This window comes from Bartonella sp. AP65SXKL (assembly GCF_042195725.1).
Taxonomy (GTDB): domain Bacteria; phylum Pseudomonadota; class Alphaproteobacteria; order Rhizobiales; family Rhizobiaceae; genus Bartonella.
Window position 1 is genome coordinate 1 of sequence record NZ_JBHIOW010000001.1, and the last position, 25,609, is coordinate 25,609.

19 protein-coding genes, 3 tRNA genes and 2 pseudogenes are annotated in these 25,609 nt (G+C 37.7%); 5 read left to right on the forward strand and 19 right to left on the reverse strand.

Annotated features, from left to right (window positions below; all coding sequences use genetic code 11):
* The 3 genes and pseudogenes from ACFIMP_RS00005 to ACFIMP_RS00015 all read right to left on the reverse strand — a co-directional run.
* Positions 1–76: pseudogene (locus ACFIMP_RS00005) on the reverse strand (GTP-binding protein); the annotation flags it as partial.
* A gap of 181 nt (positions 77–257) precedes the next feature.
* Positions 258–331, reverse strand: a tRNA-Gly gene (locus ACFIMP_RS00010).
* Positions 332–362: 31 nt separating this feature from the next.
* Positions 363–446 (reverse strand) — tRNA-Tyr (locus ACFIMP_RS00015).
* Between the two features lie 205 nt (positions 447–651).
* On the opposite strand from ACFIMP_RS00015, the gene ACFIMP_RS00020 reads away from it, so the two are divergent.
* Positions 652–1,482, forward strand: a complete 831-nt coding sequence (locus tag ACFIMP_RS00020) for a TrmH family RNA methyltransferase (protein WP_375612889.1) — start codon at positions 652–654, stop codon at positions 1,480–1,482.
* Here ACFIMP_RS00020 and ACFIMP_RS00025 read toward each other — a convergent pair.
* The 6 genes from ACFIMP_RS00025 to ACFIMP_RS00050 form a co-directional block, all read right to left on the reverse strand.
* Positions 1,479–2,210: a rhomboid family intramembrane serine protease gene (locus tag ACFIMP_RS00025; RefSeq protein WP_375612890.1), complete on the reverse strand. Its 732-nt coding sequence runs from the start codon at positions 2,208–2,210 to the stop codon at positions 1,479–1,481. The genes ACFIMP_RS00020 and ACFIMP_RS00025 overlap by 4 nt on opposite strands.
* 875 nt (positions 2,211–3,085) lie before the next feature.
* The gene (locus ACFIMP_RS00030; protein ID WP_375685916.1) at positions 3,086–3,511 is read right to left on the reverse strand and encodes a DUF2155 domain-containing protein; all 426 of its coding nucleotides are present in this window, start codon (positions 3,509–3,511) and stop codon (positions 3,086–3,088) included.
* An 89-nt stretch (positions 3,512–3,600) separates the two neighbouring features.
* On the reverse strand, positions 3,601–3,999 hold the full coding sequence (locus ACFIMP_RS00035) for an NADH:ubiquinone oxidoreductase subunit NDUFA12 (RefSeq protein ID WP_375671999.1): 399 nt from the start codon (positions 3,997–3,999) through the stop codon (positions 3,601–3,603).
* A 181-nt stretch (positions 4,000–4,180) separates the two neighbouring features.
* Positions 4,181–5,680 (reverse strand): Asp-tRNA(Asn)/Glu-tRNA(Gln) amidotransferase subunit GatB, encoded by a 1,500-nt coding sequence (gene gatB / locus ACFIMP_RS00040; protein WP_375611286.1) that lies wholly within the window; start codon positions 5,678–5,680, stop codon positions 4,181–4,183.
* Between the two features lie 130 nt (positions 5,681–5,810).
* Entirely contained in the window at positions 5,811–7,238 is a 1,428-nt protein-coding gene (gene tig / locus ACFIMP_RS00045; protein WP_375612892.1) for a trigger factor, read from the reverse strand.
* Between the two features lie 135 nt (positions 7,239–7,373).
* Positions 7,374–7,456: transfer RNA gene (locus ACFIMP_RS00050), tRNA-Leu, on the reverse strand.
* 134 nt (positions 7,457–7,590) lie between these two features.
* On the opposite strand from ACFIMP_RS00050, the gene trmFO reads away from it, so the two are divergent.
* Positions 7,591–9,003 (forward strand): methylenetetrahydrofolate--tRNA-(uracil(54)-C(5))-methyltransferase (FADH(2)-oxidizing) TrmFO, encoded by a 1,413-nt coding sequence (gene trmFO, locus ACFIMP_RS00055; RefSeq protein ID WP_375685877.1) that lies wholly within the window; start codon positions 7,591–7,593, stop codon positions 9,001–9,003.
* 1,057 nt (positions 9,004–10,060) lie between these two features.
* Here trmFO and ACFIMP_RS00060 read toward each other — a convergent pair.
* From ACFIMP_RS00060 to ACFIMP_RS00095, 8 genes and pseudogenes are all read right to left on the reverse strand, one after another.
* Positions 10,061–10,339 (reverse strand): HU family DNA-binding protein, encoded by a 279-nt coding sequence (locus ACFIMP_RS00060; protein ID WP_375611283.1) that lies wholly within the window; start codon positions 10,337–10,339, stop codon positions 10,061–10,063.
* A gap of 229 nt (positions 10,340–10,568) precedes the next feature.
* Entirely contained in the window at positions 10,569–12,995 is a 2,427-nt protein-coding gene (gene lon, locus ACFIMP_RS00065) for an endopeptidase La (protein WP_375612894.1), read from the reverse strand.
* A gap of 183 nt (positions 12,996–13,178) precedes the next feature.
* Positions 13,179–14,453, reverse strand: a complete 1,275-nt coding sequence (gene clpX, locus ACFIMP_RS00070) for an ATP-dependent Clp protease ATP-binding subunit ClpX (RefSeq protein ID WP_273723371.1) — start codon at positions 14,451–14,453, stop codon at positions 13,179–13,181.
* A gap of 182 nt (positions 14,454–14,635) precedes the next feature.
* Positions 14,636–15,268, reverse strand: a complete 633-nt coding sequence (gene clpP, locus ACFIMP_RS00075; RefSeq protein ID WP_375611281.1) for an ATP-dependent Clp endopeptidase proteolytic subunit ClpP — start codon at positions 15,266–15,268, stop codon at positions 14,636–14,638.
* A gap of 147 nt (positions 15,269–15,415) precedes the next feature.
* Positions 15,416–16,224, reverse strand: a pseudogene (locus ACFIMP_RS00080) (glycosyltransferase family 32 protein).
* Between the two features lie 10 nt (positions 16,225–16,234).
* Positions 16,235–17,611 (reverse strand): Trk system potassium transporter TrkA, encoded by a 1,377-nt coding sequence (trkA, locus tag ACFIMP_RS00085; protein ID WP_375611279.1) that lies wholly within the window; start codon positions 17,609–17,611, stop codon positions 16,235–16,237.
* A 4-nt stretch (positions 17,612–17,615) separates the two neighbouring features.
* Positions 17,616–18,974, reverse strand: coding sequence for a nitrogen assimilation response regulator NtrX (gene ntrX, locus ACFIMP_RS00090; RefSeq protein WP_375611278.1), 1,359 nt, complete (start codon positions 18,972–18,974; stop codon positions 17,616–17,618).
* 1 nt (position 18,975) lies between these two features.
* Positions 18,976–21,243: a sensor histidine kinase NtrY-like gene (locus ACFIMP_RS00095; RefSeq protein WP_375611277.1), complete on the reverse strand. Its 2,268-nt coding sequence runs from the start codon at positions 21,241–21,243 to the stop codon at positions 18,976–18,978.
* 172 nt (positions 21,244–21,415) lie between these two features.
* Here ACFIMP_RS00095 and rirA point away from each other — a divergent pair, with 172 nt between their 5' ends.
* From rirA to ACFIMP_RS00110, 3 genes are read left to right on the forward strand one after another with little or no spacing between them, the layout of a single operon-like run.
* Complete coding sequence (gene rirA, locus ACFIMP_RS00100; protein WP_375611276.1) at positions 21,416–21,859, forward strand: iron-responsive transcriptional regulator RirA; 444 nt, start codon at positions 21,416–21,418, stop codon at positions 21,857–21,859.
* Positions 21,860–21,883: 24 nt separating this feature from the next.
* Positions 21,884–23,074, forward strand: coding sequence for a bifunctional 2-C-methyl-D-erythritol 4-phosphate cytidylyltransferase/2-C-methyl-D-erythritol 2,4-cyclodiphosphate synthase (locus tag ACFIMP_RS00105; protein ID WP_375685917.1), 1,191 nt, complete (start codon positions 21,884–21,886; stop codon positions 23,072–23,074).
* Positions 23,071–23,559 (forward strand): CinA family protein, encoded by a 489-nt coding sequence (locus ACFIMP_RS00110; protein WP_375612896.1) that lies wholly within the window; start codon positions 23,071–23,073, stop codon positions 23,557–23,559. Before ACFIMP_RS00105 ends, ACFIMP_RS00110 begins: the two co-directional genes overlap by 4 nt.
* A 599-nt stretch (positions 23,560–24,158) precedes the next feature.
* On the opposite strand, the gene ACFIMP_RS00115 is transcribed toward ACFIMP_RS00110, so the two are convergent.
* Entirely contained in the window at positions 24,159–24,620 is a 462-nt protein-coding gene (locus tag ACFIMP_RS00115; protein WP_273791149.1) for a type II toxin-antitoxin system RatA family toxin, read from the reverse strand.
* A gap of 2 nt (positions 24,621–24,622) precedes the next feature.
* Positions 24,623–25,585 (reverse strand): lipoyl synthase, encoded by a 963-nt coding sequence (lipA, locus tag ACFIMP_RS00120; protein WP_375612897.1) that lies wholly within the window; start codon positions 25,583–25,585, stop codon positions 24,623–24,625.
* Positions 25,586–25,609 lie beyond the last annotated feature (24 nt).

The window sequence follows — 25,609 nt, forward strand, 5'->3', positions numbered from 1 at the left end:
TCTTCCCATGATCAACGTGACCAATCGTACCAATATTAACATGCGGTTTTGTTCGTTCAAACTTGCTCTTCGCCATTGCTATTAATCTCTTGTTTTATTCCCTATTTTTATTAGCACCTAGGGACAGTTCTGCAAAACTTAAGTCTGACCAGACTGTAAACAGCCCAATCACCACAACTCTTAGACGGAAAACCCCACCAAATCTATAAATGGAATATCCTCCATCATACCTATTTGCCCAATCATCAACAACCATTTGGAGCGGGTAGCGGGAATCGAACCCGCATATTCAGCTTGGAAGGCTGCTGCTCTACCATTGAGCTATACCCGCATGACCCACGTACTAACTCTCCTTCGATGAATGGTGGAGGGGGTTGGATTCGAACCAACGTAGCATACGCAACGGATTTACAGTCCGCCCCCTTTAACCACTCGGGCACCCCTCCATTACACCGATAAAGTCGCGCAATGAGACATCACGACAACCATCTTGAATACCCATTCAATTCAATCTGATTGCGAAGTGGTTATGACGATTACTATTGTATCTGTCAACAGAATAAATACAATTCTGTACAAATTTCCTGCTCATAATTTTAAATCATAGATTTTTTCTCTCTATTTTTCTTATTAACACGTTATAAAGAAGCTATGAAAGAAAAAACATCACAAAATTCTCATTATGCTCGTTTGCGTCGCCGATATCGCGATACAAAAGGCTCTCCTTCTCGATCTTTTACACACCCAAAGAAGAAAGCTGCTTCTTTACAGCAAGAGATCATCCATCTTTATGGCATTCATTCTGTTCAGGCTGCTTTAGAAAACCCAAAAAGAATTTTAAAATGTCTTTACGTTACACAAAATGCCTTAAAACGATTAAATATATCCGAATCAGATTATCCTTGCTCTGTTACATTATGCACCCCCAAATATCTTGATTCGCTTGTTGGAAGTGAGGCTGTTCATCAAGGTATTGTTTTGGAAACTCTCCCCCTCAAACCATGCAAACTGTCGGAACTAACCAATACTGATCTGGTCATTGTCATGGATCAAATTACCGATCCACATAATGTTGGCGCTATTATGCGCTCTGCAGTTGCATTGAAAGCTAAAGCACTTATTACAACTTGCCGTCACTCTCCCCACGAAAGCGGTGTTCTTGCGAAAGCGGCATCTGGAGCTCTGGAAATGATTCATTATATTACCGTACGAAACCTTGCTGAAGCTCTTCAAGAACTTCATCAAACAGGTTTTACAAGCTTTGGTCTCGATTCAGAAGGTGACCAACCTCTAGAAACAGCATTAACAGGGAATAAAATTGCTCTTGTTTTAGGAGCAGAAGGTAAAGGTTTACGTAAAAAAACACGCGAAACCGTTTGCGCTTTAACACGCCTTGACATGCCTGGAAATATTAAATCATTAAATGTTTCAAATGCAGCAACAATAGCTCTTTATGTGGCACATCAATATCTTAGATTCTAGTTTTTAATTTTTTGTGAAACATCAAAAAAACCAACCAACAAAAAACCCGCAAAAAACCCGCCAATATGAGCTTCCCATGCTATTGAGATGCCATTTTCTTCAAACAAAATAGAAGAAATACCTATGATCAAATCAGTCGTCAGCCATACACTCATATAAACAAGAACCCCCTTAGAACACAGAGCTTTTTTGACAGATAATAAAGGTCCTAAAAGTTTTTCGTTCTGCGCATTGACAGCTAGATTACCACTAGGAAAACCATAACGTGCAATAGCACCCATCATTCCAGATACGGCACCTGACGCCCCAATAAGTGATATGGTACTTTCTTGATGAAATGTAAAATAAGTCAAAACAGAAATAACTGCCGTTAACACCCAAAAAATTAAAAAACGTAAAACACCAAAATGCCTTGCTAAAGGAGAGCCGAAAACCAAAAGCCAAACCATATTAAGAGCAACATGTTTAAAACTACTATGCATAAATGAATAACTCACCATGGTATAACAAAATGCTACAGGATCCCTCTTAAACAATGCTGGTATAAATGAAAAAAGCTCAAGGCTTTCAACATAAACCTGATGAGAAAAAAAATACTGAGAAATGCAATAAAGACAAAAACAAAATGCTATCAAAACAACTATAATAAATGGAACATTCAATAAGGGTTCTTTAGGTTGTTTTGGCAATCGGGAAACATCATTATGTTGGTGACTAGAAACTTTCATTGTATAAAATCTCGTATTTTTTAGAAAATGGGTTATACTTTATACAAAATAAATATACCATTCCCAGTGATGCAGAATCTTCTCAACGCCTCTTCGAAACCCCTTTTTAAATTTTCAATAGCTCTATATGAAAACACGTGTATTTTATACAAAAGATTTTAAAAAGCATGGATATCAAGAATATGATTTACAAACTTAGTGGTATCCTACTTACTTAAATGTGAAGTTACCATGCAATATACAAGAACTTACGAATAGACAAACTCACTTATGAGGTGGTGTATAATAAAAATATATAAACATTATTTTCTTACTAGAAATATATTGATTATTGCATTTTTTAACCAAGCTATACTTCGATTGATAAACTTTAAAGAATCTTAAATCTCAATTTTTCCATTAATATGGCCTGCATTGCTTCTACGCTTTGAACGAAAAACGACATCTCTATGAGAAAAAATACCAATACAGCGTTCTCTAGATATAATAATTAGTGTTTCATGATAAATTACTTACTTGATAATCTGTTTCCCTCATACATGCAAAAGCGTCAGTTCATCTCTTTAACAAATATAAACAAGCCTTTCATTTCAACCTTTAACAGATATAATTCAAGAACTGTCTCTTATGAAACACTTAAAAAATATGTTGATTCTAATGATGCATCTTTGAATTTAAACAGTTCATGACGGAATTTTTTATTCCTTTTTTAGACAGTGTTATTGACACATCCGCCACTTGTAACGCGCAAGAGAATAGTTTGGATTATTCAATATAAAAAAATTAAATGAGGTAATCATAGGAATTTGCTATTAAGTTGTAAAATGATAAAGGACCATTATAAATCAATGTATTATAAATAGATAACACACTAATTATTGAAGAGGAAGATCTTGAGCATTCTGCTTGCAATCCTTTAACCACACATCATAAATAGGATGCTCAACAGCGTTCAAACCAGGACTATCTGCAAACATCCATCCTGTAAAAATACGCCGTACTTTTTTATCTAATGTTACTTCATTGACTTCAACAAAACCAGTTGTACGCGTGGGTTCATCTTTAGAGCTCGTATAACACGCACGTGGTGTTACCTGTAATGCGCCGTACTGATAAATTTTACCAAGAGTAACTTCAAAACGTGTTGTCCGTCCCGTGATTTTGTCAAGACCTGCAAAAACAGCAATTCCATTGCTAATACGCTCAGCCCGCACCCCATTATTTAAGGATAAAAACACTAAAATTTCCATAAAAAAAATATAAAAAAAATGCCTCGCCCCTAACAATAAAAAAAATCTCATCATATCAAAATCAATCGCACCTTAAAAAATAATTCTTTTCATAACATAGAGTCAAATAAGACAAAAATACACACGCACATTAAAACATGTTATTTTTTAGGTGACCACGCATCATAATCTTCATGCACACAAGAACGCTCTCCATTGGAGGTGATAGCCCCCTTTGGTCGATAGTTCTCATTTGTTCCTGTCATATTGGCAACATGAGGCTTTTCCCATTCATAAGGATGATAATCCTCTTGTGTTGGTGGACACTCACAGCGATGATGAATCCAGCCATGCCAACCTGGTGGAATAGTAGAGGCCTCAGAATAGTCTTTATAGATAACCCAACGGTGCGGATAACCATCCTTATGAAGTCCTCCTTCATAATATATATTTCCAAATTGATCTTCCCCTATCCGCTTACCTTTGCGCCATGTGAAAAAACGCGTACCAATGGTATTGCCATTCCACCATGTGAAGATTTGCTTAAAAAAACGAGCCATCTGCTATTCCATTCATTTAGTGCGTTCATGAAATTAATCGTTGGAATAAAATTATTAACGATTGAAATTATCGAAAAAGTTACTAGTAAATTCAACTACAATTCCAATTGATAGGTTAACGTGCTATCCTTTAATTTCAAGAAGATATCATATGTATGGCTTCTTCTCCACCCCATAAAATTTAATCTATGCCAAGTTTCATCTTAACCAATTCATTAACAGCTTGGGGATTTGCCTTACCACCTGTTACTTTCATTACCTGTCCAACAAACCAACCAGCTAAAGCAGGTTTGTGCTTTGCTTGCGCAACTTTATCAGAATTATTGGCAACGATCTCATCAACAGCTCTTTCAATAGCCTTTGTATCCGTTACCTGCTTCATATTTCGTTCTTCTACAATTTGGCGTGCATCTCCCCCCTCATTCCAAATAATCTCAAAAAGATCTTTGGCAATTTTTCCAGAAATAACTCCTTCTTTTATAAGATCAATAATGCTTCCCAATTGATTTGGCGATACTGGTGACTCTTCAATCTCACGATTATCTTTATTTAAAGCCCCTAAAAGGTCGTTAATCACCCAATTGGCAACTATTTTTCCATCACGCCCACGCGCTACCTCTTCAAAATAATCAGCAATAGCCTTTTCTGTCACAAGAATGGAAGCATCATACACTGTCAATCCCATTTCCTTAACAAAACGTGCTTTTATAGCGTCAGGCAACTCTGGTAAGTCTGCTGCCAAAGCATCCACAAATGCTTGATCAAATTCTAACGGTAAAAGATCAGGATCAGGAAAATAACGATAGTCATGCGCTTCTTCCTTTGAGCGCATAGAGCGCGTTTCACCTTTAGCGGCATCAAAAAGCCGAGTCTCTTGATCTATGACGCCTCCATCTTCTAAAATTGCGATCTGACGACGCGCTTCATATTCAATTGCTTGACCAATAAAGCGAATAGAATTCACATTTTTAATTTCACAGCGCGTTCCAAAATTTTCACCAGGACGACGAACAGATACATTGACATCTGCACGCATAGAACCTTCATCCATATTGCCATCGCAAGTGCCCAAATAACGAACAATCGTACGCAATTTTGTCATATAGGCTTTGGCTTCATCTGATGAGCGCATATCAGGCTTGGAAACAATTTCCATAAGAGCAACACCAGAACGATTAAGATCTACAAAAGACATCGTTGGATGTTGATCGTGCATCGATTTTCCAGCATCCTGTTCAAGATGCAACCTCTCAATTCCCACTTCAATATCCTCAAATTGGCCATTCGAATCTGGACCAACAGATATAATAATCTTTCCCTCTCCCACAATCGGATAGCGAAATTGAGAAATCTGATACCCCTGCGGTAAATCTGGATAAAAATAGTTTTTGCGATCAAAAACAGATCTTAAATTAATATGCGCCTTTAATCCTAACCCCGTTCGAACCGCTTGACGAACACATTCTTGATTAAGAACAGGTAACATACCTGGCATGGCTGCATCAATAAGTGATACATGACTGTTCGGCTCTGCACCAAATTTTGTTGATGCTCCTGAAAAAAGTTTTGAATTTGATATGATTTGCGCATGAACTTCCATGCCAATGATGACTTCCCAATCACCTGTAACTCCAGAAATAAAACGCTTAGAATCAGGAGTACGCGTATCAATGATGCTCATTGCCAATCCACTACCAATATTTTAAAATTTACTCATGGCTTATCTAAAACCATTCTCTCAGTGTAACCCCAGGACATAAATCTTACAACACAAGCCCGTTTCTATCGGGCTTGTTCTGTTTGCATAAATATTAAGCTTTTTTAGGAGCCTTTTTCTTAGCTGGTTTTTTCTCTGTAGACGTTTCTTTCACTGCAGACTTTTTCTTTGCCGGCTTTTCTTCAGGGATATCTGATTCGTCATATTCTTTCATCAACTCTTCAACCGTCACTTCTTTATCTGTGACTTTTATCTGTGCTAATAAATGATCAATGACCTTTTCTTCAAAAATCGGAGCACGTAGATTTTCAACAGCTTCCGGAGTCTTACGGAAAAAATCCATAATCTCTTTCTCTTGTCCAGGATACTGGCGAACCTGATCAAAAACTGCTGCTTTTAGCTCATCCTCACTAACTTTAACACCAACCTTCATTCCAATTTCAGAAAGCACCAAACCAAGACGAACACGACGCTGCGCAAGGACACGATATTCCTCCCGTGCCTTTTCTTCTGTAATACCTTCATCTTCAAAACTGCGCCCAGCCTTTTTCAAATCATCATTAACCTGAGCCCATATATTGTTAAACTCAACCTCTAAAAGTTCTTCAGGAATCTCAAAATTATAATCAGCATCTAAAGCATCAAGAATTTGACGCTTAACTTTTTGACGTGTCACTGAACCATATTGGCTTTCAATCTGCCCACGAACGACCTCACGTAAGCGATCTAGAGACTCTAAACCAACTTTTTGCGCTGCTTCATCATCAATTTTTAATTCATCTGGTTTAAAGACAGCTTTGACAGTAATGTCAAACTCTGCTTCCCGTCCCGCCAAATGTGCCGCACTGTAATTATCAGGAAATTTAACAAAAATCGTTTTTACATCCCCAGCTTTCACACCAACCAATTGCTCTTCAAAACCAGGAATAAATTGTTTTGCCCCAAGAATCAGTTGTGCATCACTATCTGCCCCACCTTCAAATGGAACGCCTTCAAGCTTACCTTGATAATCTATGGTAATGCGATCACCTTCTTCAGAATTCCCCTCTTTTAGAGAATAATTACGCGTAGAAGAAAGGACGCGATTGACTTGATCATCAATATCCTGTTCAGGAATAATTGCAATTTCACGGATAACCTTAATATGTTCAAAATCTTTAATGTCAATTTTTGGTAAAACTTCATACTTTAAACTAAAAGTAAAATCAGCTTTGCCATCTAGAATTTTTTCATCTTCATCTATATCAATTTTTGGCTGCATCGCTGCACGTTCATTGCGGTCCGCTAAAATAGAACGGGGTGCATCACTGAGTATCTCATTGAGAATCTCCGCCATAAAGGATTTACCATACATTTTTCGCAAATGCCCACTAGGCACTTTACCGGGACGAAAACCATTAAGCTTGATTTTTCCCTTGGTATCATCCAATCGTTCATTCAACTTTTCTTCTAAATCTTTCGCTGGAACCACGATCTTAATTTCGCGCTTCAGTCCTTCATTAAGCGTCTCGGTAACCTGCATTAAACACCTTCATTTTTCTAAGGAGAGGGATCAACCCACTCTAATAATCATTACATTCTAACACTTCGAGTGTTACATTTACCATGAAGCGGAATTTCAGACACGTAGAAATCCGTAGCACTTAAGGGATTGCTTTGGTGCGGATGGAGGGACTCGAACCCCCACGGTCTCCCGCCAGAACCTAAATCTGGTGCGTCTACCAATTTCGCCACATCCGCTCAAACTTACAAGCTAATAACCTTATACAAGCGGCGTTTCTATACCATTAATTACAGAAAAAAAGCAAACAAATATATTAAAAAAAACAAAATCTATGCTTTTCATACATAACTGCTTACGCTAAAAGTCAATTATGTTAAAGACATTTGATATCCCAATTCATATCATCGGTGGCGGTCTTGCGGGGTGTGAAGCAAGCTGGCAAATCGCTCAGTCAGGAATTTCTGTTGTTTTGCATGAAATGCGACCCGAAAAAAAATCAGATGCCCATAAAACCGATAAATTGGCAGAACTGGTTTGTTCAAATTCGTTTCGTTGCGATGATTCATTAACAAATGCCGTAGGACTTTTACATGCTGAAATGCGATTAGCAAAATCGTTAATTATGAAAGCTGCTGATGCCAACAAAGTTCCCGCAGGTAGTGCTCTTGCTGTTGACCGTGATCGATTTTCAAAAACCGTTACGACAGCACTTGAAAACCACCCTCTTATAACAATCAAACGTGAAGAAGTTCAAGAAATTCCTAAAGCTTGGAAACATGTTGTCATTGCAACAGGCCCCCTTACATCGCCTGCACTTGCTCAAAAATTACAAGCAATAACCGGTATAAAAGCTCTTTCTTTTTTTGATGCAATTGCACCTATTATCCATACCGACAGTATTGATATCAACATTTGTTGGTATCAGTCTCGCTATGATAAAATTGGTCCTGAGGGAACAGGAAAAGATTATCTTAATTGTCCCCTCAACAAAGAACAATATGAAACATTCGTTGAAGCGTTAAAAAATGCTGAAAAAACAGAGTTTCGTGACTTTGAAAAAACGCCCTATTTTGATGGATGCCTCCCCATTGAAATTATGGCTGAGCGCGGACTTGAAACGTTAAGACATGGTCCTATGAAACCTATGGGCTTAACTAATGCCCATAACCCTACAGTTAAACCCTATGCTGTCGTTCAATTACGCCAAGATAATAAACTTGGAACGCTTTATAATATGGTCGGCTTTCAGACAAAATTGAAATATGGTGAACAAATTCGCATTTTTAGAATGATTCCCGGTCTTGAAAAAGCAGAGTTTGCGCGTCTTGGTGGTCTTCACCGCAATACCTACCTCAACTCGCCAATTATTCTTGATCAAACCCTTCGTTTAAAACAAAAAAAACAACTACGCTTTGCAGGGCAAATTACCGGATGTGAAGGTTATGTAGAATCAGCGGCAATAGGGCTTCTTGCTGGACGTTTTGCTGCTGCCGAATATCATCATATTTCCCCTTGCCTACCCCCACAAACTACAGCATTCGGAGCCCTTTTGAATCATATTACAGGGGGACACATCATAGATGAAAAAGCAGAAACACAATCTTTTCAGCCAATGAATATCAATTTCGGACTCTTTCCGCCTATTGCTTCTATTAAACATTCAGGAAAACGCTTACCAAGTAAAGAAAAAAAATTAGTAAAAAAACAAGCCATAACAGCGAGAGCTCTCAATGATTGTACTCAGTGGTTAGCAAATAAAGAATCAAAGAGCTCCTGTTTATAAAAAACACACGATTCGCCTCTCTCCTACTGAATAGATCTTTATAACTCTCGTGAAAAAATCATTCTAAAGCCTTTTAAAGACTGTCTCCCCCAATCAATAAATACTACCCTACGTTTCATCATTTATTCAATTATGTAGATGCTGTAAAATAACTTTTGGCTATAAAAAAACTTTACCGCTATCAATAATTTAATATGATTTAATGACTAAAAACAAAATAATTATATAAACATATTATGAATAATCAAAATAAATAAATGGAGATACACAAGTAATACTGTACTATCTTTATTAATATTTTTTATATTACGTAATGTATATTATTTTATAAGAGTAATTTTTCTGTTTTTTAACTTCCTCCCTCAAAATTTGTGATGTTCTCTCATTTTAACTCTTGTATGATGAAGGAAAAATACTCGCTTGCATATCACAAGTGAAATAAAGATATGGAAAAAATATTTGTAGGATAGAGCTGGAGCTATCTCTCCCCTCTCAAATGCCAAGAAAAATCCCAATATTAAAAACCAAATCTGAATATCAAAAGATTTTTTTTATTTCAGGATCTTATAATAAATCAATAAAATTATCCTCTTGGTGCGTCACAAGAAAGGTTGGCGTATAAGAGTAAAAGAATAAAACTATCCCTTATGCACTCGTCTCAGATATCTGGGGCTAGTCGCAACATTATAGGAACTGAGAAAATAGATAGCAAGGTGGCACCAACATGCACTTTTATTAAGCGTAAATGGTGATATATAATAACTTTTATGGACTTTACAGAGTTTTCCGCTTCATATTATTTACGGATCTTGTTTTGAAATAAATACCGTAACACTTCAGCGTAATAAAAGTTAATATTACATTTTATAAGCCATACCCGCGCTCAATTAATACAGTACAATATTTCATTGAAAAGACTAAAAACAATATATTTCAGCAATACATGAAAATAAAAAATATCGCAAGGATCTCAAAGTTTTATGTGAAAAACAAGCATAACACATGTGTTAAAAAAACCCGTTTATAAATAAATCGGGTTTTTTTAATGTAGCTTAAATTATTTTTTATTAACTGCTTCTTTAAGGCTTTTTCCTGCAGAAAATTTGGGTACAGAACGTGCTGGAATATCGATTTCAGCACCAGTTGAAGGATTACGCCCCTTTGTTGCAGCACGATGAGAAACTTCAAAAGTGCCAAAACCTGGAAGACGAACATCTCCCCCTGAAGCCAAAGCTTCTGTTACAGAAGCCATAAAAGCATCAACAACAGCACCAGCTTGCGCTTTCGAAACACCTGCCTTTTCAGCAACGGAGCTAACGAATTCACTTTTATTCATAAAATATTTCCTTTCCCTATATTACCTGAACATGACTTAATCATGTTATTGGTCAGTTTATTGAAAAGTACAGCAAACAGAAGTCTTATTTTTATCCAAAACATTGTTTTTTTAGCAATAATCACAGTTATTCACGGAATTTTTCACTTTTTCCAACAAAAAACAGAATAATAACCTCAACAACACCTTCTACCACCTAAAAAATGCCGTTATAAATGAGATAAGTGAATCAGTGCGCAATCTGTATCCCTTCACTATCACTGCTCTCTGACCGGATTGGCACAGCCCCTGTAGAGGGTTCTTTCCATTCAATAGTGTCTGGAAAACGAACCAAAGCGTGTTTCAAAACTTCACTCACATGATTTACCGGAATAATTTCCATATTATTTTTGACATCATCAGGAATATCAACCAAATCTTTTGCATTTTCTTCAGGAATAAGTACTTTTTTTATCCCTCCTCGAAGAGCTGCTAAGAGTTTTTCTTTTAATCCACCAATGGGTAAAACGCGTCCACGTAAAGTAATTTCACCAGTCATTGCAATATCTTTATGCACAGCTACTCCTGTAAGGACCGAAACAATTGCTGTCACCATTGCAATCCCAGCCGATGGGCCATCTTTTGGTGTCGCACCCTCTGGAACATGAACATGGATATCGCGTTTTTCAAAAAGTGGAGGTTCAATACCAAAATCAACAGCACGAGAACGTACATAAGATGCTGCCGCTGAAATGGACTCTTTCATAATATCACGTAAATTTCCAGTTACAGTCATCTTCCCTTTGCCGGGCATCATAACTCCTTCAATAGTCAATAACTCTCCACCGACTTCTGTCCACGCAAGACCTGTTACAACACCAACTTGATTTTCTCCTTCAATCTGATTGTAATGATAACGTTTAACACCCAAGAAATCATGAATATTACTTTCTGTAACTTTTACAGATTTTTGATGTGTTTTGAGAATTTTTGTAACGGATTTGCGGGAAATTTTCATGAGTTCACGTTCAAGGTTACGAACGCCTGCCTCACGTGTATAAAACTGAATAATTGACCTTAGTGCTCCATCAGAAATACTGAGTTCTTTTTTAGACAAACAGTGATCTTTTAGTGCCTTTGGTAAAAGATGCTGTTTAACAATTTCCATTTTCTCACATTCAGTATAACCAGCGATACGAATAATTTCCATACGATCCATTAACGGACCTGGAATATTAAGCGTATTGGCAGTTGTGATAAACATGACATCAGAAAGATCATATTCAACTTCCAAATAGTGATCAATGAATGTACCATTTTGTTCAGGATCAAGAACTTCTAATAAAGCGGATGAAGGATCGCCACGAAAATCTTGGCCCATTTTATCAATTTCATCAAGCAAGAAAAGCGGATTAGATTTTTTTGCTTTTTTCATAGACTGGATAATTTTTCCAGGCATCGATCCAATATATGTTCGGCGATGTCCACGAATTTCTGCTTCATCTCGGACACCTCCCAATGAGATACGAACATACTCACGTCCCGTTGCCTTTGCAATAGAGCGCGCTAATGATGTTTTCCCTACACCTGGAGGACCTAATAAACAAATAATGGGACCTTTTATCTTTGACGCGCGACTTTGTACGGCCAAATATTCAATAATTCGCTCCTTAACTTTTTCAAGACCAAAATGTTCATTATTCATGACCTTTTCAGCAAAATCTAAATTGTTTTTAATCTTAGATTTTTTACCCCAAGGCATTGCTAATAACCAATCAAGATAGTTACGTACAACTGTCGCTTCTGCAGACATCGGAGACATATTCCGTAATTTTCTCAATTCTGCTCCAGCTTTTTCCTGCGCTTCCTTGGATAGTTTTGTATTTTTGATACGTTCTTCTAATTCAGAGAGTTCATCTCGGCTATCATCACCTGCTCCTAACTCTTTTTGAATAGCCTTCATCTGCTCATTGAGATAATATTCTCGTTGGTTTTTTTCCATTTGCCGTTTAACATGCGAACGAATACGTTTTTCAACCTGCAAAACAGAAATTTCTCCTTCCATGAAGGACAAAACACGTTCAAGACGGGCCCGCACAGGTAAGAGCTCTAATATTTCCTGTTTTTCTGCCAGTTTAATCATCAAATGAGAAGCAATCGTATCGGCAAGCTTAGAAGGATTATCAAGCTGGCCAATCGCATTCACAACTTCAGGAGAGATTTTTTTATTAAGCTTTACATAGTTTTCAAAATAAGTAATCACTGACCTTGAAAGAGCTTCAATCTCAACATCACTCTCTCTAGGTTCTTCTGTAACAGTTGCAAAAGCCTGATGATAACCTTCACTTAAAGCAAATTGACTAATTTTTGCACGTGCAGTTCCTTCAACCAAAACCTTTACAGTACCATCAGGAAGCTTTAAAAGTTGAAGAATATTAGCAAATGTACCAATATGATAAATATCCTCTGATTTTGGATCGTCATCAGAAGCATTTTTTTGTGTCACCAATAGTATTTGCTTATCAACCGCCATCGTTTCTTCAAGAGCACGAATTGATTTTTCGCGGCCCACAAAAAGTGGAACAATCATATGGGGGAAGACAACAATATCACGAAGAGGTAAAACAGCATAAACCCCATCTCTTACTTCATCTGTCTTTTCATCAATATATTGCATAACTCTCCTTTCTGGAGCCTATGAGCTATCTACAACAATTAGCCCACCTTTAGAAAATCTCAGCTCTTCACTGTACATGAAGTGGTAATTACTCATACATAAATCAAGCATTATAATGATATTATTAGAAACACCTATCAAATACCGTTCACTACCACCTTTTATATTGTGCATCGCACAGTGTCATGCTGATACATTTTCTTTATCTTCTGCACGTTCTGAGTAAATATAAAGAGGACGCGCTTTACCATCAACGACATCACTCGAAATAACCACTTTTTGAACGCCTTCAAGAGCCGGTAGCTCAAACATCGTCTCAAGAAGGATCTTCTCCATAATAGAACGTAAACCACGAGCACCAGTTTTACGTTCAATTGCTTTCTTTGCAATAACACGTAAAGCATCTTCATGAAATGCTAACTCAACATTCTCCATTTCAAAAAGACGCTGATATTGCTTTACTAACGCATTTTTAGGTTGGGATAAAATTTGCATGAGGGCGTTAACATCTAAATCCTCTAAGGTAGCGACTATAGGAAGCCGCCCAATAAATTCTGGTATTAAACCAAATTTAATAAGATCTTCAGGCTCTAAATCACGAAAAATTTCACCGACACAACGCTCATCCGGAGCCTTAACAGTCGCAGAAAAACCAATAGAAGTTTTTTCACCACGCCCTGAAATGATCCGTTCTAAACCTGCAAAAGCTCCCCCACAAATGAATAAGATGTTTGTGGTGTCAACCTGAAGAAACTCTTGTTGCGGATGCTTACGTCCACCTTGAGGAGGAACAGAAGCAATCGTTCCTTCCATAATTTTTAATAATGCTTGCTGAACTCCTTCCCCCGAAACATCTCTTGTAATAGAAGGATTGTCTGCTTTACGAGAAATCTTATCAACCTCATCAATATAAACAATACCACGCTGCGCACGTTCAACATTATAATCTGCTGCTTGAAGAAGCTTCAAAATAATATTTTCAACATCTTCTCCCACATAACCCGCTTCAGTCAAAGTGGTCGCATCCGCCATCGTAAAAGGCACATCAATAATACGTGCTAATGTTTGTGCAAGATAAGTTTTACCACAACCCGTTGGACCAACAAGAAGAATATTTGATTTAGCCAACTCAATATCATTGCTTTTAGACTGATGCGCCAACCGTTTATAATGATTATGAACAGCAACAGAAAGAACACGCTTTGCATGCTGCTGACCAATAACATAGTCATCAAGAACTGTTATAATTTCCTGTGGCGTAGGAACACCATCACGCACCTTAACCCCAGAAGACTTATTTTCTTCCCGAATAATATCCATGCAAAGCTCTACACATTCATCACAGATAAATACAGTAGGCCCCGCAATGAGCTTACGCACCTCATGCTGACTCTTGCCGCAGAACGAGCAATAGAGAGTATTTTTTGATTCGTTCCCGCTATTGCTAATTTTGCTCATTTTTCTTTCCTTTCACCACAATATATGAACACTTTGCCTTTTCAAAGGAAGCCTTTCATCATGAAAACTAAAAGACATATAGAAAACCATGCATGTCTCAATACTTTTAGGTGTTTCTCTTATTTTGCGATATTTTTTATAAAACTCTTGATTTAAAGTAGCTGTTTTTTCTATAAAAATTCTTAATCTTTTTCTTCTTTTTCAGTTTCTGCACGGTATTGTATAACATCATCAACTAAGCCAAACGCTTTGGCTTCTTCTGCTGTCATAAAATGATCGCGATCGAGAGTTCTCTCTATAACCTCATAATCTTGACTCGTATGTTGAACATAAATTTCATTTAAACGCCGTTTCATCTTTATAATATCTTGCGCATGTCGCTCAATATCTGAAGCTTGACCTTGAAAACCACCAGATGGTTGATGCACCATAATACGTGCGTTTGGCAATGTAAAACGATGACCTTTTGCTCCAGCCGTTAATAATAAAGACCCCATAGATGCCGCTTGCCCCATGCAAAGCGTAGAAACAGGAGGGCGAATAAACTGCATAGTATCATAAATAGCCATACCAGATGTTACGACACCACCTGGAGAATTAATATAAAGACTAATTTCTTTTTTAGGATTTTCCGCTTCCAAAAAAAGCAATTGTGCACAAACAAGCATTGCCATACCATCTTCAACAGGTCCATTAATAAAAATAATCCGTTCCTTTAAAAGACGGGAAAAAATATCATAGGCCCGTTCACCACGATTTGTTTGTTCAATAACCATAGGAACAAGGCTTAATGCTGTTTTCATTGGATCACTCATATTTTTACTTTCCGTTCATATAACAACCGCTCTTTACACATTCAATGTTTTTGTCCATATGTTAACATTACTCTCTTGTGCAAGCTACAATCAAGAGATTGTATAAGATAGATTAAAATCTCAATAGTTAAAATAGCAATAATAACTCTACCTAAACAAATGATGAACATCCGGAATGCGAGATACCGCCCAATGGTAAAAACTTCCTTCCTGAGGTCTTTTCGTGGTCTTTGTCTTTCTGTGAATATGAAAGCCTATCAAGCGTGAATCTGTAAGCGGCTTTACGCCAAAAGCTGGTTCAAAAATACGTTCAGTTTTTCGCCCAGTCCAATAATAAAAAGTTTCCTTTTCCTTTGCTTCATGAAAAAAACCATATCGTTTTGCTAATCGTGAAATACCATCATTGCCAAATATTGTAACGCCAAGATTTCCCGGTAAAATCGGCATTTTTTTCCTCTTTAACCAGAACGGTCTCCAAACACGACGCTTAAACCCAAGCCAATGAGGAATAATTTCTGTGCCAGCCCAATAATCCTCAAATATTTTTATAATAGGGTTATTGGGCGGAAAATAAAGTGCAGAAACGCCTACTCTTGTATTATTTTCTCTTGCCAACCAAACCTTATCCGCATCTGGATGAAATTGTTTAACAAGGTAAACATCTGTATCTAACCAAACACCTTGTTGATATTTCATCAGCATAACACGAAAAAAATCCGAGAACTGAACAATTGTACACCCTAATTTATCATCAGAAAAATCGGGATCAAGGCGATAAATTGCTGAGCGTGGTAAAATTGATTCGGCTTCATGCAGCTCAACACCAGCAGGGAGATTATCTATTTTTTATCATAACTAAAAAGCTTAACGCGCTGTCCAGTTTTAACCATTGAAGACAAACAAAGCCTATCCACCAATCTTAATTGTCCACTATACCAAAAAGTACAAATATCCATAGATAATATATCAAAAATATTCTAAACTTACGCGAAAGAGTTGTTCAACATCACGAACCCTATCAGCAAGAGCAAAAATCACTATTCTATCACCAGACAAAATACGCGTATCTGCCGAAAGCTGTATTATTGTCTTATTGCGATAAATTGCACCAATTCTCAAACCATCTGATAAATTGAGCTCTGATAATGACTTACCAACCAATGAAGATGTTTGCATCACTTCAGCTTCAATAATTTCTGCTCGGCCATTAAAAACTGAATGAACAGAACGAATACGCCCACGGCGCATTTGTTGCAAAATTCTCGATATTGTAACACTATGGGGATTAAGATATGCATCCACACCAACAGCACGACTAAATTCTTGATAGGCAACATTATTAATCAATACCATATTGGCTTTGCAGCCCAATCTTTTAGCAATAATAGCGCTTAAGAGATTAACCTGATCTTGATTGGTCAATGTAATCATTAAATCGGACTGATCAATTCCCGCATCTTGAAGAATCACTGGATCTAACACGTTACCGTATAAAACTGTTGTTTTTTCAAGCTGATCAGCAATTGTGAGGGCTCTTTCTCTATGCGCTTCTATGATCTTCAATTTTAATTTATGGAAACGCTTTTCAATAGCCTGTGCAACATAAAGGCCAATGTGGCCACCCCCTGCAATAATCATGCGGTGGGCATCTTGTTCTTTATGACCAAAAAGCCCAACAGCACGACGCATCTGTTCACGAGAAACAACAAGATAGGTTATATCACCAACGCGTAGTTGCGTTTCTGAATGTGCAACCAATAATTCCGCGCCACGTTTAATAGCAGTAACCGTCGTATGAAGATCTGGAAAAAGCTCTGTTAATTGACGCAAAGGTGTATTAATAACGGGACAATCTTCCATGCATTCCAAAGCTAGTGCCACAATATCATCATTACAAAAATAAAGAACATCTATTGCACCAGGTAAAGCAATACGGCGCAAAACCATTTCCCCAACTTCAACTTCTGGCGAAATAACCACATCAATGGGAATATTCTCTCTGGAAAAAAGCGTCTTATAACGTGGTTCTAAATAAGATTGTGAGCGAATACGAGCAATTTTTGTGGGCACATTAAATAATGAATGTGCTACTTGGCAAGCTACCATATTAACTTCATCAAACAAAGTGACAGCAATCAACATATCAGCTTTGTCTGCATCTGCAGCCAAAAGAACTTCAGGCCGTGAACCGTGACCAACAAAACCTCTCACATCCAATGTATCGCGAATCTTTTCAATTAATCTCGTTTCAATATCAATAACAGTAACATCGTGATTTTCAGCAGCAAGACGCTCTGCTATCCCATAACCAACCTGTCCTGCTCCACAAATAATAATACGCATCGCTTTAAGAAACTCCAAGCGCTTTAAGTTTACGGTGCAAAGCTGAACGCTCCATGCCTATAAATTCAGCAGTACGTGATATATTTCCACCCAAACGCCCAATCTGCGCCACTAAATATCTCTTTTCAAATAATTCTCGAGCTTCACGTAACGGCAAATCCATTATACTTTCATCTGAATCCATTTGAAGACGTGGCAAAGAATCACTTACTTCACTGGGAAGAAAGTCCGCTGTTATAGGACCATCACCATCCCGCACAAGAATAAGAAGACGCTCAATATTATTACGTAATTGCCGCACATTACCCGGCCAAGCGTGCGTTTGCAAAATAGCAATCACATCATCACTGATTGCACGCGGTTTAATCCCAACCTGCTGTGATATTGTTTTTACAAAATGATGTACAAGTTCTGGAATATCTTCACGACGCGCTGAAAGGGGCGGAACAACAATAGGAACAACGGAAAGACGGTGAAAAAGATCCTCCCTAAAGCGCCCATCAGAAATGAGGTTTTCAAGATTTTGCGCTGTCGAAGAAATGATACGGACATCCACCTTAACACGTTTTGTGCCGCCAATTCTCTCAAATGTTTGCCCCGTTAAAACCCGAAGAATCTTCCCTTGAGTCTCACGCGGCATATCAGCAATTTCATCAAGATATAAGATACCGCCATGAGCTTCCTCTAAGGCACCAATTTTACGCTCTCTTCCCTCCATTTCGCTGCCAAACAGCTCTATTTCCATTCTTTCCGGAGTAATCGTTGCAGCATTTATTGTAACAAATGGCCCATTCGAACGCGTTGAGAGCGCATGAATAGCTCGTGCAACAGTCTCTTTTCCTGCCCCTGAAGGACCTGTTATCATGATGCGACTATTGGTTGGTGCTACTTTTTCTATGATTTGACGCAAATTTTTTATAACTGTCGATTTTCCGAGCAACTCTAATGTCTCGTTCGAACGCTTTCGCAATTCTAAAAGCTCACGTTTTAAATTTGAATTTTCAAGTGTTCTCTCTGCAACCAATACAAGTCTATCAGCTTTAAAAGGTTTTTCAATGAAATCATATGCCCCTCGCTTTATAGCGGAAACAGCCGTCTCAATATTACCATGACCAGAGATCATAACGACCGGAAGAGCCGGATATTGTGTTTTAATTTCATCAAGCAGTGCTAAACCATCGAGACGACTACCCTGTAGCCAAATATCCAAAAAAATGAGCTTTGGAATACGCTCACTAATTTGAGCCAATGCTTCATCAGAGTTACAAGCAACACGCGTTTCATAACCTTCATCATCTAAAATACCAGCAACAAGCTCACGAATATCTGCTTCATCATCAACAATCAAGATATCTGATACCATACTATTCCCCTATCTTATGATTTATGGCTTGTATAATATTACCCTGCTTACCCCCATCCGCTGGAAATATCAAACGGATCATCGCACCACGACCTTCATAAAAACTCTCCGGTGCATCATGAAGCTCCATGAAACCACCGTGATCTTCAATAACTTTGCGCACAATAGCTAACCCCAGCCCTGTTCCTTTTTCCCGCGTTGTTATATAGGGTTCTAATAACTTTTGTCTTTGCTCTTTAGGAAGTCCTTTCCCGTTATCAACAACATCCACAACCACCCATTCTTCCTGACGATAAGAACGGATAAGAATATGACCGTGAATATTTTCCTCTCGCATAACTGAATCTATGGATTCGCTCGCGTTTTTGATAACATTGCAAAAAGCCTGTACAATGAGACGGTTATCAAATGCACCCATAAGTGGTAGAGTTCCTAAATCTTGCTCAAAATGAATATCATGTCGCGTCACCTCTATCAAGAAACATGCTTCGCGCAACAATTCTCGTATATCTAAAATATGCATTTTGGGTTTGGGCATACGTGCAAAAGAGGAAAACTCATCAACCATACGCCCAATATCTCCAACCTGCCGAATAATTGTGTCAATACACCGCTCAAAGACCTCTCTATCTTGTGTAATAGCTTTGTTATAACGTTTACGAATGCGTTCAGCGGATAACTGAATAGGTGTAAGAGGATTTTTAATTTCGTGTGCAATACGCCGCGCAATATCCGCCCACGCCGCTGTACGTTGCGCTGCAACAAGGTCTGTAATATCATCAATTGTTAGAACCCAAGATTGCCCTTGTCCATCATCCTCCTCCATCGTAACTTGGACATTACAGACACGCTCTTTTCCTGCAACGTTTAAAGTGACCTGCTCACGATGGTTTTTACGATCCAATGAACGCACAAACTGAAAAACCTGCCAAATTTCAGCGCTTAAAGATAAAAGACTTTTTCCAACAACGCGCTCTGAGCGAATATCAAACATCGCTTCAATAGACCGATTGATAATGGTGATATCACCATTATCATCTATACCTGCTACTCCCGCTGTTACACCCGATAACACAGCTTCAGAAAAACGCCGTCTTTCATCAATTTGATCACGCACTGCAATCAATTCATTACGCCGACTTTTCAATTCACTGACCATGTAATTAAAAGTTTTGGATAATTGCCCAATATCTCCATCTTTTGCTCGTACTGGCACGAAAATTTCCATATTTCCAGAAGCAACATCATCGGCAGCACTAATGAGAAGACGAATAGGACGTACTAAGCGATCAGCAACAGCAATAGCAGCCCAAATGGCTGATAAGAATAAACTAAAAAAAAGACACAAATAAAGCATACCAAATGCAATCTGTGTCAGCAGGCGATTCTCATTTAAATCACGATAACGATCTGTATTAACTTCTGTCAAACGCAAAGCAGATAAAACACCTTTATCAACGTCACGCACCAAATATAAAAATGTGTTTGGAATATTGGTAAATTTTAAAATAATACCAAAATAATCATGAACGCCTGGTTGAAAAGAAAAAGGTCTCGCACTGGTTGCACGTTCAATAAGATGAGAAGGAGGAATTGGCAGTTTATCTTCATCACCAAGAGCACTCGATACAAAAATAGCTCCACTAGAACTTAACAAAAATGCACCACGCAAATTGCGTCCTAGAGCATGACGCGTCAATTGCATCCTATATTCAGCTGGATTACGTTCTAAGAGTTTTTTGTTATCAAGTGCAAATGCCATCGCGTAGGATAAATTTTTTAAATTTTGGAGCATTTCATCTGCATAAGCATTTGCTAAATCAATAGAAGAGCCCACAATTTGCCGCGTTGTTGTATCAAACCATCGATCAAGTCCCAAATTTAGTGCTGGACCCGATACAAGAGCTACAGCAACAGCTGGCATTGTCGCAACAAGTGCAAACAATGAAATAAGGCGCACATGAAGACGCGATCCTGCACGCCTTGAACGCCAAGCACGAATGATCGGTATCATCTCATAAAAAACGATGACAATAAGCCCTAAAACCCAAAAACTATTAATTCCTATAAGAATAAGGGTTACTGTTCTACTGGGAACAACAGGAGTTAATCCAATAAGAATAATAAATGAAACAGAGGCCGTAAGTAAAGCCAATACAATAATTGTAATCCCTAAAAAAATATATACCTTACTTAAACGATACAACTCATCGTTATAAGTATTTTTATCTATGTCTTGAAGATTCGTCACAGATGTTATATTCGTCATGAGCTTACATACCCTTATCCCATTATTCTCATATAACCTTTTGTAGCAAAAATTGACAATACTAATACTACATTTAAAATAGGCAAATATAGTCAACGAGAAAAAACTTCTACATTTTGCAAAATATCTTTAAAATAGACTGTGTTCGACGATACTTTACGAAGGAAATGAGATGCGATTAACAAAACAAACAAATTATGCTCTTCGAATGCTTATGTATTGTGCAGATAATCAGGGAACTCTCAGTCGTGTTCCAGAAATTGCTAAAGCATATGCCGTTTCAGAGCTTTTTTTATTTAAAATCCTTCAGCTGCTTGTTCAAGCAGGTTTTATACAAACAGTGCGTGGACGCAATGGTGGAGTTAGATTGGCTAAACCCGCAGCAGAAATTTCAGTCGCGGATGTTGTGAAAGTAACAGAAGACAACTTTTCCCTCGCAGAATGTTTCGATACTGCAGAACCAACTTGCCCCTTGTTTGATTTTTGTGGTTTAAATACCGCACTTCAAAAAGCATTAAATGCTTTTTTTGAGGTGTTATCCGTGATATCCCTTGCTGATCTACAACAACCATCCTTTCAAAATCATTTTAAAATTAATGACAAAAAAGCAAACTAAGATTATAATACAAGGAGATTAAGTATTTCTATTGCAGCAATAATATTAGCCGCTGGACGGGGTGAAAGAGCAGGATCTCCCCATAAAATTCCAAAACAATATCGGCTTCTAGGACAAAAGCCAATTATTTATCATACCGTGCATTGTTTTTTGCGGCATCCAGCTATCACAACAATTATTCTTGTTATTCATCCAGAAGATCGTCAAATCTGTGAACAAGCTATTGACGATTTTAAAGAGCGCCTTATTATCGTTGAAGGAGGCAATACACGTCAAATCTCTACCTTATATGGACTTCAGGCACTCAAAAAATTTGCCCCCCAATATGTGCATATTCATGATGGTGCACGCCCTTTTATCGAAAACAAGCTTCTTAATAACATTCACAACACTATCACGCCTCAAGAAGGTGTTCTTCCTGTTCTGCCCATCTCTGATACCCTTAAACGTATAAATAATCAGCATGTTTTAGAAACAATTCCCCGTACCCATCTTTATAGTGCACAAACTCCACAGTGTTTTCCCTTTGAACATATCTTAGCGGCCCATAAACAAGCAAAACAAGCTTGCAAACAAGAATTCACTGACGATTGCGCAATTGCCGAATGGTTTGGAATTCCTATGCGTACCGTTCCTGGAGATCCTAACAACATAAAAATTACATGGCATGAAGATTTTAATACTGCACATTTATATCTCCAAAAGAAAATGCAAATATTTCCTGATATTCGTACCGGCAATGGTTATGATGTTCACTCTTTTGAGGATGGTGATTTTCTTATATTATGTGGTATAAAAATCCCTTTTCATAAAAAATTAAATGGACACTCCGATGCGGATGTTGCTCTTCATGCATTAACAGATGCCCTTCTTGCAACTCAAGGTGCTGGAGATATCGGTACACATTTTCCTCCCTCTGATCCTCAATGGAAAAATGTATCATCAGAAATTTTTCTCCGTCATGCTCTTGATATTATAAAACAAGCAGGTGGTCGTATCGCCAATGTTGATATCACAATTATCGCTGAAAATCCTAAAATTAGTCCATATCGTCATGCCATGACAGAAAATCTTATAACAATACTTGCAATAACACCTGATCGTATCTCTATCAAAGCAACAACAAATGAAAGGCTTGGATTTATTGGTCGTGGTGAGGGAATTGCTGCTCTTGCAACAGTGAGCGTCCTTTATTCAGGAGAAATTCCCCAATGACATATCTTTGTGAAAAACAAGCACATGAAGTTCTTAATACCTTTCGCCAAAAAGGTTTGCTGTTAACAACTGTAGAGTCTTGTACAGGGGGACTCATTGCTGCATGCCTCACAAATATAGCAGGATCGTCAGATGTTCTCGATTGTGGATTTGTTGTTTATTCAAATGAATCTAAAACACGCCTTGTTGGCGTTTGTGCTGAACTTATAAAAACCTATGGTGCCGTTTCAAAAGAAGTTGCTCTTGCAATGGCTGAGGGTGGATTAAAACATTCACAAGCTGACATTGCAGTTTCTGTAACAGGAATTGCTGGTCCAGGAGGTGCAAGTCTTGATAAACCTGTAGGACTTGTGCATTGCGCAGTAGCTTATAAAAACCACCCCCCCCTGCACAAAGAAATGCACTTTGCTCATCTTAATCGCAATGCTATCCGCCATGCAACTGTTGAAAATGCTTTTAAAATGATTCTGGAATTGCTTCACTGAATTCCCCATACTAATTTCAAAATTCTTTATTCCCCATCGAGTCTATAATCGTCAACATCTTGAAAAAATTTTATTGTATCACAACTTGAAAATGAACGATCTGACTAGCGTAAAATTATCTCACTTTAGTCCTGTGTAGGTTGAATTAATCAAATTTATTCACTTACACGCCACAAGAGAAAAAACTGTATAAATAAAATGATTAATGAAAGGGAAACTTGTACCTCTCTCTCAAGTGCTAAGAGCTGGTACAACATCTTGAGAGATGGCAAATAAATGATACAGGAGAACTTCTTCATAAGTGTACAGATGTAGATTTTATATACTTTTACGAGAATCTATACTATTTATTATGAGCACTATTATGAAATGGGTATGACGCAAGCATGTTCTATTTGGGCGTTTTGTTTAACGAGTGTGCATCCATTAAAAAAGAGAGAAACAAAAGCATGAAACTGTGCATCATCTTCATCATTTAAAATGATATTCCCTCAATATGCTTTTGAAAGCTGAATTAAAAACAAATAGTAAAGATGGAAACCGGTTTTCACCTTCACGCTGTTTAAGCAATACGTATTGTTAAAAAATAACAGAATAGACTATGTTACCGTAGAGCCATAAATCTGATGCGCACGCTTCTCAAAAGCCTCGGTAAATTTACGAAACGCAATATCAAACATTGAGCCCATCACTAATCCAAGCGTTTTACTTTTAAATTCATAATCAATAAAAAACTCTACATTACATGCATTGGTATTTTCAATATCATGAAAGGCCCAACGATTTTCAAGATATTTGAATGGACCATCAATATATTTAACTTCTATAAGACTTTTTTCCGGCTGAAGAAATACTTGAGTCGTAAAAGTTTCACGAATAATCTTATAGCCAACGGTCATATCCGCAAGAAGCAATATTTTTTTTCCATATTCTTTTCGAGAACGTATTATTAAAGACTCACACATTGGTAAAAATTCAGGATAACGCTCAATATCTGAAACCAGATCAAACATTTCACTGGCACTATGGGTGATCTGCCGATGTATTGTAAAAATCGGCATAATTATCTCTGTAAGGAAAATTTTTCATCACGCGCTTTTTGCAAAATGGCAAAATCATCTCCAGCATGATGAGATGAACGCGTTAGAGGATTGGAGGCCATATGTAAAAATCCTTTTACTTTACCAATCTTGGCAAAAGACTCAAATTCTTCAGGAGGCACAAAACGAACAACTGGATGATGTTTTCGTGTAGGCTGCAAATATTGTCCAATTGTCATAAAGTCAACATCAGCAGCGCGCAAATCATCCATCAATTGCAAAACTTCATTTCGCTCCTCCCCAAGGCCAACCATAATTCCCGATTTTGTAAAAATTGTTGGATCAAGTTCTTTAACACGTTGTAATAAACGAATTGAATGAAAATAACGTGCCCCTGGACGGACCTTCAAATATTTAGAAGGAACTGTTTCTAAGTTATGATTAAAAACATCAGGCTTAGCAGCAACAACAACTTCTAAAGCGCCATCCTTATGACGAAAATCAGGTGTAAGAACTTCAATTGTTGTTTTAGGAGTTTTTTGACGAATCGCATAAATAACTTTTGCAAAATGCTCAGCACCACCATCAGCAAGATCATCACGATCAACAGATGTAATGACAACATGTTTTAATTCCATCCGTGCAACAGCATCAGCGACACGTTCTGGCTCATTATCATCAACGGCAAGTGGAATACCTGTTGCAACGTTACAAAAAGCACAAGCACGCGTACATATTTCACCTAAAATCATAAAGCTAGCATGCCTCTGGCTCCAACATTCGCCAATATTAGGACAACCAGCTTCTTCACATACAGTCACTAACTTATGCGTACGTACAATACTATGTGTTTCCTTATAAATTGGTGATGTTGGCGCTTTTACACGAATCCAATCTGGCTTTTTTTGAACGCTTGTATCAGGACGATGTGCCTTTTCAGGATGACGCAATCGTCTATTTGCAACTCTATCAACAACCGTAACCATTTAAGCCTTTGCCTTATAAATACG